General features: G+C 53.8%; 14 protein-coding genes and 1 pseudogene. 7 read left to right on the forward strand and 8 right to left on the reverse strand.

Annotation, left to right across the window (positions count from 1 at the left end):
• Positions 1–36: 36 nt before the first annotated feature.
• Positions 37–510, reverse strand: a complete 474-nt coding sequence (locus tag LGL98_RS13240) for an Hsp20 family protein (RefSeq protein WP_136034082.1) — start codon at positions 508–510, stop codon at positions 37–39.
• Positions 511–1046: 536 nt separating this feature from the next.
• On the opposite strand from LGL98_RS13240, the gene LGL98_RS26330 reads away from it, so the two are divergent.
• Positions 1047–1103, forward strand: coding sequence for a YnaM/YnfT family protein (locus LGL98_RS26330; protein ID WP_376787352.1), 57 nt, complete (start codon positions 1047–1049; stop codon positions 1101–1103).
• Between the two features lie 422 nt (positions 1104–1525).
• A complete protein-coding gene (locus LGL98_RS13245) occupies positions 1526–2155 on the forward strand; it encodes a helix-turn-helix transcriptional regulator (protein WP_136034080.1) in 630 nt (209 codons plus the stop codon).
• On the opposite strand, the gene LGL98_RS26275 is transcribed toward LGL98_RS13245, so the two are convergent.
• Both LGL98_RS26275 and dcp read right to left on the reverse strand, forming a co-directional pair.
• Entirely contained in the window at positions 2152–2274 is a 123-nt protein-coding gene (locus tag LGL98_RS26275; RefSeq protein WP_168435399.1) for a small membrane protein, read from the reverse strand. The genes LGL98_RS13245 and LGL98_RS26275 overlap by 4 nt on opposite strands.
• A 328-nt stretch (positions 2275–2602) precedes the next feature.
• A complete protein-coding gene (gene dcp / locus LGL98_RS13255; protein WP_136034078.1) occupies positions 2603–4648 on the reverse strand; it encodes a peptidyl-dipeptidase Dcp in 2046 nt (681 codons plus the stop codon).
• A gap of 130 nt (positions 4649–4778) precedes the next feature.
• Between dcp and ydfG the strand changes: the two genes are divergently transcribed.
• Both ydfG and LGL98_RS13265 read left to right on the forward strand, forming a co-directional pair.
• Positions 4779–5528 carry a bifunctional NADP-dependent 3-hydroxy acid dehydrogenase/3-hydroxypropionate dehydrogenase YdfG gene (ydfG, locus tag LGL98_RS13260; RefSeq protein ID WP_136034076.1) on the forward strand — a complete coding sequence of 250 codons (750 nt, stop codon included), beginning with the start codon at positions 4779–4781 and terminating at the stop codon, positions 5526–5528.
• Between the two features lie 91 nt (positions 5529–5619).
• Entirely contained in the window at positions 5620–6306 is a 687-nt protein-coding gene (locus LGL98_RS13265; RefSeq protein ID WP_136034074.1) for a GntR family transcriptional regulator, read from the forward strand.
• Between the two features lie 51 nt (positions 6307–6357).
• Here the strand turns inward: LGL98_RS13265 and LGL98_RS13270 are convergent, their stop codons facing one another.
• The 4 genes and pseudogenes from LGL98_RS13270 to LGL98_RS13285 all read right to left on the reverse strand — a co-directional run bounded on the left by LGL98_RS13270 (position 6358) and on the right by LGL98_RS13285 (position 10547).
• On the reverse strand, positions 6358–6789 hold the full coding sequence (locus LGL98_RS13270) for a universal stress protein (protein ID WP_136034073.1): 432 nt from the start codon (positions 6787–6789) through the stop codon (positions 6358–6360).
• A 267-nt stretch (positions 6790–7056) separates the two neighbouring features.
• Entirely contained in the window at positions 7057–8520 is a 1464-nt protein-coding gene (locus LGL98_RS13275; protein WP_136034071.1) for a mannitol dehydrogenase family protein, read from the reverse strand.
• Positions 8521–8785: 265 nt separating this feature from the next.
• Positions 8786–10069, reverse strand: coding sequence for an MFS transporter (locus LGL98_RS13280; RefSeq protein ID WP_136034069.1), 1284 nt, complete (start codon positions 10067–10069; stop codon positions 8786–8788).
• A 114-nt stretch (positions 10070–10183) separates the two neighbouring features.
• A pseudogene (locus LGL98_RS13285) lies at positions 10184–10547 on the reverse strand (YnfA family protein).
• 109 nt (positions 10548–10656) lie between these two features.
• Here LGL98_RS13285 and LGL98_RS13290 point away from each other — a divergent pair.
• Positions 10657–10998, forward strand: a complete 342-nt coding sequence (locus LGL98_RS13290) for a DUF1283 family protein (protein ID WP_004206035.1) — start codon at positions 10657–10659, stop codon at positions 10996–10998.
• Positions 10999–11077: 79 nt separating this feature from the next.
• Positions 11078–11638, forward strand: coding sequence for a spermidine N1-acetyltransferase (gene speG / locus LGL98_RS13295; RefSeq protein WP_136034065.1), 561 nt, complete (start codon positions 11078–11080; stop codon positions 11636–11638).
• Here the strand turns inward: speG and LGL98_RS13300 are convergent.
• Positions 11632–12342: a YnfC family lipoprotein gene (locus LGL98_RS13300; RefSeq protein WP_136034063.1), complete on the reverse strand. Its 711-nt coding sequence runs from the start codon at positions 12340–12342 to the stop codon at positions 11632–11634. The genes speG and LGL98_RS13300 overlap by 7 nt on opposite strands.
• A gap of 101 nt (positions 12343–12443) precedes the next feature.
• Here LGL98_RS13300 and LGL98_RS13305 point away from each other — a divergent pair, with 101 nt between their 5' ends.
• Positions 12444–12713 carry a DUF1161 domain-containing protein gene (locus tag LGL98_RS13305; RefSeq protein ID WP_136034061.1) on the forward strand — a complete coding sequence of 90 codons (270 nt, stop codon included), beginning with the start codon at positions 12444–12446 and terminating at the stop codon, positions 12711–12713.
• Positions 12714–12719: the final 6 nt, after the last annotated feature.

Here is a 12719-nt window from a genome sequence, read left to right on the forward strand (position 1 = left end):
GGCCTTGAAATGAACAACCTTAGGGCAGAGGCGAAATCAAACTTTGTGTTCGATAACCCGGCCTTGATTCTCAATAGCAATTTTGCGCGGTTTTTCGCTCTCGGGTATTTCCTGATGGATAGCAATTTTTAAGATCCCGCTATCCAGCTGCGCCTGATTAATCTGGGCGTGTTCAGGAAGCGAGAAACTGAGCTGGAAATCAGCCCGGCGAATGCCTTTATAAATCCAGCCCTGGCTGCTGTCGGACTGATTTTCGCTTTGCGCGCGTTTACCAGTAATATGTAAATTACCGCCCACGGTTTCTATTTCCAGCTCCTCATCTTTCCAGCCAGGCACGCTGACGCTGAGCAGAAAATTACTGTCATCCACTTTCTGTAAATCGTAGGCCGGTAATGTGCCCACCGGCGTATCGCCAGTTAACTGGCTGAAAAGACGGTCAATACGATTAAAGCGATCGGCAAAAAGGGAATCAGCAAATACCGGGAGTGCTGACAAGGTTTTGAGTGCCATAATTAACCTCCTGAATATCCATTCAAAAGCTCAACATAAAGGCAAGCATTGCTTGTCCGCTATATAAAATAATATCCATTGGGCGTTTTTCAAGGGGGGGGGTAAAAATTTTTCTTTCTGTGGGCCGCACTATATATATGCCCCGCCCTGATAATTACCCCCGCCGGACGGCGGGGGCGATAGCGCTTCTGCATCCCATAACTGATGCTGTTTAACATTCAATAAACAGAAGCGACATGTATATATAACCTACCGGGGGCATTGTCAACACCCCGAGCGCCACACTCTACAGGCGCTCTAGCGCCACGGTGTCATTTCCTGAGCCGGGTCGTGCAAATGCCGGCCACCCGCGTCGCCGCTCAGAGTCGCAGCGAACCTGGTGACCAGGGAGCGGGCCAGTGACGGAAATATACCCGCGAGAGGAAGGAACCTTTCGTGCGAGCCCATGCCTAACAGAATGCATACGCATCTTTTGAGGCATCATCATGATCGGCATTTATATCTCCACCAGCCTTTTCACCCTCCTCCTCGCGTCGATGCTAATCGGCCTGGGAATGGTGTGGAAAGGCGTCTCGAACAACCCTGATAACTGATCTTTTAGCCCGCCGTTGCCACCTTCTTCTGCAGCGGCGAAACATCCTCTCTTCCCGCGATCACCACCGTACGCCTCGTTCTGGCTTTGTTGACGCAGAAAGCGCGAGGCTGTGCCCTCTTATTTTGAAAAACCTATTCACATAGTGAATGCATAACTTAAATTAATATATCATGACTCGAAATAAATGTTCGCTGGATAAACAATTTAAGCAGTTTGTGCCAAATCGTTGTAAACCCACGAAATAACATAATGCACAACTCCTTGATATAAAAGAAATAATACAGAACTCAGAACATCAAGTCCAAAATTGGACTTATTGATTTTATTGTTTATTAGAAATATCCTAATCCCATATCTATAAAGCAACCCTGCTTTACAAATGATTCATTAACATTTATCAACTTTGTGTTTAACATCACTATGCCTGATTTTTTAATTAACACTGAGAATATTTTCCTGCAGCGCGGGATTTGCGAACTTCTTATCGAAATCGCGAATGAAGAGAATATCTTTACCCCCTTTTTACTGCACACCTGTAGCCCCGACACCATTAATCTGGCGGATATATTTTTTACTGAAATGGAAACCGGCGAGCATTACCTATGCCATCCATTATTCAAGAAAACCCCTCGTCAGTGTCGTATTTTCGTGTTCGTTGCCAAAACCGAGCTTATACGCACTGACCGGCTACCGCTTTGCCTGCAGGAGGCGATGTTCATCAGTAAAAATAGCGATCTGCAGAGCATTAAAAAGCTAATAGCTCATCGTCTGAAGGAGTTATGCAGGCCAGGAGTTGTCAAACCGGAGCAAGACAGCCGTCGCTGTCTTAAATGCCCGAGATTAACATTGACAAAGTCACAGTTATTTATTATCGATGCGATAAATGCGGGAATGAACAACCAGCAGATAGCGCAAGAGCTGGGTATCAGCCACAAGACGGTCTTTTCACATAAAATAAATATAATGAAAAAATTCCAAATTGATACAAAGCAAGAGCTGGCGATATTTTCATCCGTAGCCCATGCGCTATCCTCCGGTATAACCCGTTAACGACGCGGTTTGTTAAAGCGCATTTTGACTTTCCTTCGGTCCTTAACATATGAAAGACCAAAAAATAATGACATTAATAACAAGCCCACTGCGAGAACTAATAATAAAAAATTACTCATATACGACCTTTCCAAAGATAAAGATGTTGAGCAGATAATACGGGTTATAACTTTTCAAAGACAACCCAACATCAACCCTTTCAGATAAAGGTAAAGCCTTATGCGATAATTCCGAAAAGCAACCAAAAAGCTGACATTATTATGATTTATTGGTGGATGATTGAGGTTTTAAAAATTAATCGTAAAAAGGGTTAAACCAGGCATAACAATAAACGATAAAGCCATCGTCACATGACTGATATCACCACATTAGCGCAAATACCGCTGCCGATGATGAACCTCTCGGCGAGCGGTTTTGCCGCAGAATATATTTAAGGCGAAAAACCCGCTACGCACTCAAGCCGCGATTTTTCAGCATCGGCTCAATCTGTGGATCGTGCCCGCGCCACTGGCGATAAAGTTCCGCTAAATCAGTGCTGTTCCCGCGTGACAAAATCGCGTCGCGGAAGCGCTGCCCGTTCTCGCGGGTCAAGCCCCCCTGCTCCACGAACCACTGATAGCCGTCATCAGCCAGCATCTGCGTCCACAGATAGGCGTAATAGCCTGCCGCATAGCCGCCGCCGAAGATGTGAGAGAAATAACTGCTGCGATAGCGCGGGGGCACTGCCGCCAGATCCAGCTGTTCATCCCGCAATATCGTCTGCTCAAATGTATCGACGTTTTCCGGTAACGCCGAGGTCGACAGGCTATGCCAGTGCATATCAAGCAGCGCGGCGGCCAACAGCTCGCTCATGTCGTAACCCTTATTAAATGTAGCGGCACGCAACATATTATCGCGTAGCGCCTCCGGCATCGGCTCACCGGACTGATAGTGCTTCGCATAATGAGCAAACACCTGCGGCTGGCTGGCCCAGTGCTCGAAAATCTGTGACGGGAACTCGACAAAATCCCGCGGGGTATTGGTTCCGGAAAGGCTGGCGTAACGCTGGCTGGCGAACAGCCCATGCAGGGTATGGCCAAACTCATGGAACAGCGTGATCACCTCATCCCACGACAACAGTGCGCTCTGCCCTGCCTGCGGCCGGGCGTAATTGCACACATTATAGATCACCGGGCGCTGCTCACGCAGGGTCGACTGCTCGACAAACACATCCATCCAGGCGCCGCCGCTCTTTGAGTCGCGTGAGTAGTAGTCACCGTAAAACAGCGCCATCCCTTCGCCGTTGTCATCAAAGATTTCCCAGACCCGAACATCCGGGTGATAGACGGGGATATCGAAGCGCTCGACAAAGCGCAGGCCAAAGAGCTGTGTGGCCGTCCAGAATACGCCGTCGTGCAGCACCCGCTCGAGGGAAAAATAGGGTTTAAGCTGCGCGTCGTCGATGGCGTAGGCGGCCCGCCGTACCTGCTCGCTGTAATAGAGCCAGTCCCATGCCGTCGCGCGAAAATCCCCACCTTCGTTATCGATAACCTGCTGAATGTCCGCCAGCTCTCGTTCTGCCCGCGCCCGCGCTGCCGGCGCGATCCGGCGCATGAAGGTCAAGGCCTCCGCTGGGGAAGCCGCCATTTGATCGGTCAGCGCCCAGCTGGCGTAATCGGCCGCGCCCAGCAGCTCCGCCTGGCGCGCGCGGATCGCCGCCAGCCGCAGCACCAGGTCACACGTATCATGCTCATCGCCCTGCTGATTGCGGGTCCAGGCGGCGGCAAAGAGATTCTCCCGCGTCTGTCGGTCACGCAAAGAGAGCAGCGGCGGCTGCTGGGTGGTGTTGGTCAGCGTCAGCAACCAACGGTCGCTGAGCCCTCTGTCACGCGCTGCGTCTGCCGCCGCCGCAATCTCCTCATCGGTCAGACCATCCAGTTGATGCCGGTAATCAACCACCAGGCCGCCGCTTTTAGCCGCTCCCAGCAGTCGCTGCTGGAACTGACTTTGCAGCGTGGCCGCTTCGGTGTTCAGTGTGCGCAGCACCGCTTGCTGCTCGGGAGCCAGCGTCGCCCCGGCGTGAACAAAACGTTGCCACGTCAGGGTCAGGAGACGATGGGACTCGCCGTCCAGCGCCAACGCGTCACGCTGCTGGTAGACGGTATTTACCCGTTGAAATAAAGCCTCGTTGAGCCAAATGTCATTACCCAGCTCAGCAAGCTCGGCGGAAAATTGTTCATCCAGTGATTGAATATAAGGATTGGTATGGGCGCCGGCCATGGCGAAAAATACCCGCGTGACCCGCGCCAGCAGCTGTCCACTTTGCTCCAGGGCCTCAAGAGTGTTGGTAAAATTCGCCGGCTGCGGGTTGTCGATTATCGCGCGGATCTCCGCACGCTGCTGCTGGACGCCCTCATCAAATGCCGGGCGATAGTGGTGTTCCTGAATGAGATCAAACGGCGGGGCCTGGTAAGGCAACAAACTGACGCTAAAAAAGGGATTTTGTTCAGACATCTTTCTCTCCTGCACAGGCTTATCCTGTAAGATTAGGCTTCTCCTTACGGGGTCGCAATGATTTCCGTTACCGGTCACCGTCTGTGCGTGCTATGGTATGAAAACACAAAAAGCGTTGAGGAACAGTAAGATGATTATCATGGTCACCGGCGCCACCGCCGGTTTTGGTGAAAGTATTACTCGCCGTTTCGTCGCCAACGGCCATAAAGTGATTGCTACCGGACGTCGTGAAGAGCGCCTGAAGACGCTGAAAGACGAGCTCGGGGATAACCTTTATATCGCCCAGCTTGATGTCCGCAATCGCGCCGCCATTGAGACGCTGATTGCCGACCTGCCCGCTGAGTGGCAGGCTATTGACGTGCTGGTGAACAACGCCGGCCTGGCGCTTGGTCTGGAGCCGGCGCACCGCGCCAGCGTGGAAGACTGGGAAGATATGATCGACACCAATAATAAAGGGTTGGTGTATATGACCCGCGCGGTCCTGCCGGGTATGGTGGAGCGCAATCGCGGCCATATCATTAACATTGGCTCCACGGCAGGCAGTTGGCCTTACGCTGGCGGCAACGTCTATGGCGCGACCAAAGCCTTCGTCCGTCAGTTCAGCCTCAATCTTCGTACCGACCTGCACGGCACCGCGGTGCGCGTGACCGACATTGAGCCAGGTCTGGTTGGGGGCACCGAGTTTTCAAATGTTCGCTTTAAAGGTGATGATGCCAAAGCCGGAAAAACCTACGAGAATACCGAAGCGCTGACCCCGGAAGATGTGACTGAAGCGGTCTGGTGGGTCGCCACCCTGCCAAAACACGTGAACATCAACACTCTGGAAATGATGCCGGTCAGCCAGAGCTTTGCCGGACTCAGCGTCCACCGCCAGGGCTAATCGCCTGCCACCCGGCCTGCGGGCCGGGTATGGGCGGAACCGCAAAAAACGCGTAAAATAGTGCGCATAATCCCTTAAAAAGTAACCATCAATGGCCGCAGAATCGCAACTGAATCCGACACAACCCGTCAATCAGCAAATCTATCGCATCCTTCGTCGGGATATCGTTCACTGCCTGATCCCGCCAGGCACGCCGCTGTCGGAGAAAGAAGTCTCCGTGCGTTTTGATGTGTCACGTCAGCCAGTACGCGAGGCCTTCATCAAGCTGGCGGAAAACGGACTTATCCAGATACGTCCCCAGCGCGGCAGCTACGTCAACAAAATTTCGTTGTCGCAGGTACGTAATGGTTGCTTTATACGCCAGGCGATTGAGTGCGCGGTGGTTCGCCGTGCCGCCGGCATGATTAACGATGAACAACTTTATCAGCTGGAACAGAATCTCCATCAGCAGCGGATTGCCGTCGACCGGCAGCAACTAAACGATTTTTTTCTGCTCGATGACGAATTTCACCAGAAGCTGTCCATCATTGCCGACTGCCAGCTGGCGTGGGACACGGTGGAAAATATTAAAGCCGCCATTGACCGTGTGCGCTACATGAGCCTGGACCATATCACCTCCCCGGAGATGCTTTTGCGTCAGCATCATGAGATTTTCAGCGCGCTGGAAAAACGCGACGCGGTAACTGTTGAACAGGCGATGAATGTCCATTTGCATGAAATCAGCGAATCCGTACTGCTGATCCGCCAGGAAAACCGCGACTGGTTTAGCGAAGAGTAATGGTCAGACGGCTGCCAGGTAAGATTCGCGCAGCCGTCGTGACTGAGAGGATTATCTGACCACCAACACCGGCGTTTTGGCGTAGCGCAGAATGGATTCGGCGTTGGAGCCTAAGAGATGAGTGGAAATGCCCGGTTTGCGCGAGCCAATCACAATCACATCGAAGTCTTCGTTGTTACTGATGGCCAGAATCTCATCACGCACGTTACCAAACACCACTCGGGTATGGATCCGCGACATGGGAATAGCGAACAGTCGCGCCACCTCACGCATCTTTTTCTCCGATTCTTCTTTCATATACGCTTCAAATTTACGGATATCCGCCGCAAAGCCGCGTAATAGCGAACGACTACTGTTCGGCAGGACGTTAAGCAAGGTAATTTCGCCATTTTCTGCGGAGGCAAGAAATTCGGCGTGACGCACAGCTTTGTCACTTAAATCCATTTCAAAGACATCAACAGGCAATAAAATTTTTTTATACATGGCCCGTACTCCTTTTCCAGAGAAAGTTCTTTTTCAATGACTTAACTATGCCATTCTGAGGGCTAAATACCAGCCATTACTCGGAAAAATAATAACTAATTATCTCTAGTAAATCAGGGAAATATAGAGTTATGTATAGACATTGCGCTCGATCATATTTTTCTCACACCAAAAACGATCGATAGCAAAAAAAAGGAAATATCAGCGGAAAGGGTTAGAAATAACCGAAGAGTCGGTGCCGCCCCCCTGGCCGGCACCGGACAATAATTATTGTGCCTCAGCCCAGGCGGCAACAGTGGCTTTGGCCCCCTGCTGCTGCAGCGCGAGGTAGGCGCGGGTTACCGCCGCGACAAAGCGTGACTCCTGCGGCAGTTCCACGCCGAAAATCGCCTCAATACCCAGCAGCGCTTTGACTCGCGCTTCGCCATCGGCGCTGGCAGCCACCGCTTGCTGGATAACCGGCAACAACGGGTCGCATATCTCGATTGCCTGGCCCGCATCGTCAACGCCGCCAACGTAGCGCATCCACCCTGCCACGCCCAGCGCCAGCAGTGTAAAATCACGCTGGTGCACCAGATGCCAGCGCACCGAGTCAAGCATCCTTTGCGGTAGTTTCTGGCTACCGTCCATGGCAATCTGCCAGGTGCGGTGCTTCAGCGCCGGATTGCTGTAACGGTCAATCAGCAAACTGGCATAGCGTGACAGATCCACCCCTTGCACCTTCAGCGTTGGCGCCTGTTCGTCCAGCATCAGCGACAGCGCCGCACGGCGGTAGTTATCGTCCTGCATACAGTCGTTGATATGCTGATAACCGGCCAGATAGCCGAGATAAGCGAGGAACGAATGGCTACCATTGAGCATTCTCAGCTTCATCTCTTCGAAAGGCACCACGTCGGCGACCAGTTCCGCCCCCGCTTTTTCCCACTGTGGGCGTCCGGCAACGAAGTTATCCTCAATGACCCACTGACGGAAAGGTTCGCAGGCCACCCCGGCCGGGTCGCGCACGCCGGTCAGTTGTGCAATTTTATCGAGGGTTTCCGGTGTAACGGCCGGGACAATCCGGTCCACCATCGTCGACGGAAAGGTCACGTTCTGTTCAATCCACGCGGCGAGGTCCTCGTCTAATGCCCGGGCGTAGGCGCAGACGACGTTGCGCATCACGTGGCCATTTTCCGGCATGTTATCGCAGGACATCACGGTAAAAGCAGGCAGCCCCGCCTTTTTGCGGCGAGATAAAGCCTCCACCACCACGCCCGGCGCCGATTTCGGCTGGTGCGGGTTTTGCAGATCGGTGACAATCAGCGGGTGATCGAGCTGTAGCTGACCGCTGGCCGGAGAGTGGCAATAACCTTTCTCGGTAATGGTCAGGGAGACAATGGCCACCTGCGGCTCACACATCGCCGCCAGCACCGTTTCAAGGCCGTCGACATGTGCATGCAGCGCCTGTTTCACGACCCCGACCACGCGTGCCGTCCACGCGTCGGCAGACATTTCAGCCACGGTATACAGCAGGTCCTGCTGTTGAAGATCGGCGATCTGTTGTTCGCCGCCAATCAAATTCACTTCGGTGTAGCCCCAGTCGCTACCGTGGTCGTTGGCCAGCATATCGGCGTAGACTGCCTGGTGGGCACGATGAAACGCGCCGAAGCCAAGGTGGACAATACGGGGGATCAGTGCGCTGCGATCGTAGCCAGGCAGCGTGGCGTGGGCGGTTAAGAGGGTGTTTTCCATGATGACTCTCATTGTTATGTGTCTCATCAACCATTCTCGGGGAGAACTCTCGAGGAGAATGCCTTTGCGCCACCCACCTTCTCACGCAATTGGTATAACATCTTTGATTTCTGTCAACTACCATACAAGAAGATCTCAACGGGTAATATCAGCGTATGGTTGGTTGCCATTACCGCAGTGAGGGATAGCGCAGGGCAACGAGAAGAGAAGAACATGGCGGCCGCGCGTCCCTGCGGGCCTGCTGTTGATGGCTCGACGAGTGTCGTTAATCAATGCGGGTTTTGACGATAAAGAAGTAGCACAGTGCCCCGGCAAAGGTCACCCCGGCGGCGATGACCAACGCCAGGTTGAAAGAATGGGTGGTATCCACTACCCATCCGGTGACGATCGGCGCGAACGAGGCAAACACAAAACTGCCAAAGTTCTGAATAGCCGCCACCGAAGCTACTTTATGTTCCGCCACCAGCACTTGTACCAGCCCCCAGGCCGAAGTCCCGGCGAAATGAACGCAGAATAGCGCCATGGAGATGAAAGCGACCGCCTGGGTCGGCGTGGAGGATTGAACCACCAGCAGAGTGCCCAGGGCCGACAGCACCAGACCGATAACGATCGCCGTTTTGCGGGTTTTTGCCAGATCGTAACCTCTGCGCGCCAGGGCATCGACCACCAGGCCGTTGACCCACATCCCCACCGCCGCGGCAAGAAACGGGATCGCCGCCACCCAGCCGGTCCGGGCCAGACTTAACCCCTGCTGCGCCTGCAAATAGCCGGGAAGCCAGGCGATATACAGCCAGCCGGTGTAGTTCACACCGGAGAAGCCCAGGATCATCCCCCAGGTGGTGCGCCGTTTGAACAACGCCAGCCATTCGCTAAACTTCAGCGCCGGGCGGGCCAGCTCCTCGCTGGCCAGATAGCGCTGCTCCTCTTCCTGCAAAGTAAATTGCCGACGGTTACGATAGCCTATATACCAGCACAGGCCGACCGCGATCCCGGCTAAGCCAATGACCACAAACATCGTCCGCCAGCCCCAGGCCAGCTGCATGATGACCAGGGCCGGCGGCGCAATGGCCTGCCCCAGCACCGTCGAGGAGTTAAATATCCCGACCGCCGTGCCGCGCTCTCTTTGCGCATACCAGTCATTGATCGATTTCACGCCTGCGGGCATAAAGGGTGCTTCGCCGATCCCAAGCCCAATGCGCAGCAAAATGAAATGTGAGAACGAATTAACCATCCCGGTCAGGGCCTGCATCGCGGACCAGAAAATCAGTCCGGCGCCCAGCACAATCCGCGGCCCAACGCGATCGAGCAATATACCGGACGGCAGTTGCGCAAAGCCGTAGGAGAGCGAGAAGGCGGAGAGCAGTACTCCGAACTCGGTAGCATTCAGCCCCAGGTCGGCGCGTATCGCCTCCCCGGCGACACTGAGCGAAGAGCGATCAAGAAAGTTAACGATACCGGCGATAAATAACAGCGTTAATGTGATCTTCTGCACCCGACGGATGCGCACAGGCGTCGCGCCCGGATGGGCGGCAAGTGTTTCGATGGCCATCATTGTTCCTTACAGAGTCATAACCAAATATGATGTCTGATAAGTAAGGCAACAGGTCGACTACCATACAAGAATCAGGGTTAAAAAAGGTGGCCGGGATCACATAGGGTTGGTTCAAGCCCTTCCCCAGCCCGCCACAATGATTAGCATGCCGCACAGGGCAATGGCCGCACCCGCCCAGTCGTAATGGCTGAGCTTGACGCCATCCACCACCCGCAGCCAGAGCAACGCGGTACAGACATATACCCCACCATAAGCGGCATACACCCGTCCGCTGGCGGCAGGATGGAGCGTCAGGAGCCAAACAAACAGCGCCAGGGCCAGAGCGGTGGGGATCAGCAAGAGCGGCGTGGCCCCGCGTTTTAACCATAACCATGGCAGATAACAGCCGATGATTTCACACAGGGCGGTGGCAAAGAACAGCAGCGTTGTTTTGAGCATTAAAAGATTCGTAAATAGAGACCGGCCGTTGAACTATTGTACGCGATAATAGCCTCTGCCCCACGCTGTTTTGTCGGCTATGCCCGGTAAAAGAGCTGTAGTAAACTTAACCTGAGGGGTTTACCCATCACTTAAAGGAAATCGTGATGAACATGACACTGAATAAACGCTGGTGCCTGACCGCCATTCTGGCGTTAAGCGCCGTGGTCTATACCTCCAGCTCATTCGCCGCCACCGACCGGCTGGTGATTGAATCTGGCGACAGCGCGCAAAGCCGTCAGCAGGCGTCGATGGAAAAAGAGCAATGGAACGACACCCGCAGCCTGCGCCAGAAGGTCAATAAACGGGCGGAAAAAGAGTGGGACAAAACCGATGTCGCTTTCGACGCGCAGGATAACTGCCAGAAGAGTGCCAACGTCAATGCCTACTGGGAGCCGAACACCCTGCGCTGCCTTGATCGTCGCACCGGCCGGGCTATCAATCCCTGAATCAGCCTCCTGACAACGCTGGCGCCTGCGGGCGCCGCCTTTCATATCGTTTTTTTCAGCGTTAACCACAGGATCACTCATGAACGACGCGCTACACGTCAGACTCCGCCCCCTTGAGCGCGAAGATTTGCGCTTTGTCCATCAGCTCGATAACAACGCCAGCGTAATGCGCTACTGGTTTGAAGAGCCGTACGAAGCCTTCGTTGAGCTTTCCGATCTCTACGACAAACATATTCACGATCAAAGCGAGCGCCGCTTTGTCATCGAATGCAATGGTGATAAAGCCGGACTGGTGGAGCTGGTTGAAATCAACCATGTGCACCGCCGGGCCGAGTTCCAGATCATCATCTCCCCCGACTTCCAGGGAAAAGGCCTCGCCACACGCGCCGCGCGGCTGGCTATGGACTATGGCTTTACCGTGCTCAATCTGTATAAGCTGTATCTGATCGTCGATAAAGAGAATGAAAAAGCGATCCACATTTACCGTAAGCTCGGCTTTATGGTCGAGGGTGAATTGATCCATGAATTTTTCATTAACGGCGAGTACCGTAATACCATCCGCATGTGCCTGTTCCAGCATCAGTATCTGGCGGAGCACAAAACGCCCGGACCATCCCTGCTGAAGCCGACAGCTCAGTAATAGTTGATGCGGTTTTTAATCGTGTAGTGGCGGGTCAGCGGCGGCTGCACGCTTTCATCAATAACCTGCAATTCACAGCTCAGCGGATTATCATGGCGATCATAGTCGCAGGTCTGGCGCACCGTGCCCAGCGTGCGATCGTTGAAGGTACTGATAGCGGTATAGTCCATTTTCTTGCGCGGATCCTTTGACGGCGTAGAGGCGACAGTAAATCGCTCCTCTTTGGCGGTGGTGGTTTTGCCCAACGGATAGCCATCACTGTCGTAGCGGTAAGTAGCCGTGGTTTCTTTGCCCCGAGCGCTAATGATAAAGCCGTTATCATCGGTTTCCCAGCTGACCCCGGTGGCGGGCATCTCTGCCAGCTGACACTTGCCCTGCAGGCGCAGTCGCTTCTCGTGGGTGCGCCCGTCGACGTAATAGTTGGCATCCAGCAGCAGCGTGGCGCCGGTTTTGTTCTCCACATCTTCCAGGGTCAGCAGATCGAAACACCCTTCCCTGGAGAGCTGAGCGCTCACCTTCTTGACCACCACATCGTGTTCATCCAGTAGCGTCTGGCTAAAATCTTTCACTGGCCCACGAAGCGGATCGAACTCAAATTCATTGGAAAAACTCGCCATCTCGGGGGTGAAGGCTTCCGGGGCGCTTTTACCGTCGCACGCCGTCAGCAGCAGCGCTACCGGGATAAGCCAATACAATCTTTTCACAGGCGATTCCTTTTGTGTACATCCGATCATATTAGCAAATACAATTGTTTACACCAGTTCTGCTATGCTTAAATCTGGATAACATCGATAAGGAGCGTAAGATGAAACTATCCCTCTGGACCGGCGCCGCACTGCTGCTGTGCTCCACTGCCGTGCTGGCCGCGCCCGATTCCTGTGAACGGGTAAAGAACGACATTCAGCAAAAGATCATTAACAATGGCGTACCAGAATCGGCATTTAGCCTGGCCATTGTGCCCAACGACCAGGCAGACCAGCCCGGCGTTCAGGTGGTCGGTCATTGCGCCAACGACACCTTCAAAATCACCTATACGCGTAACAGCGATACCCCTGCCGAAAGCGACGCGCAGTAAACCGCT

The sequence above is a fragment of the Klebsiella africana genome (assembly GCF_020526085.1).
Classification (GTDB): Bacteria; Pseudomonadota; Gammaproteobacteria; order Enterobacterales; family Enterobacteriaceae; genus Klebsiella; species Klebsiella africana.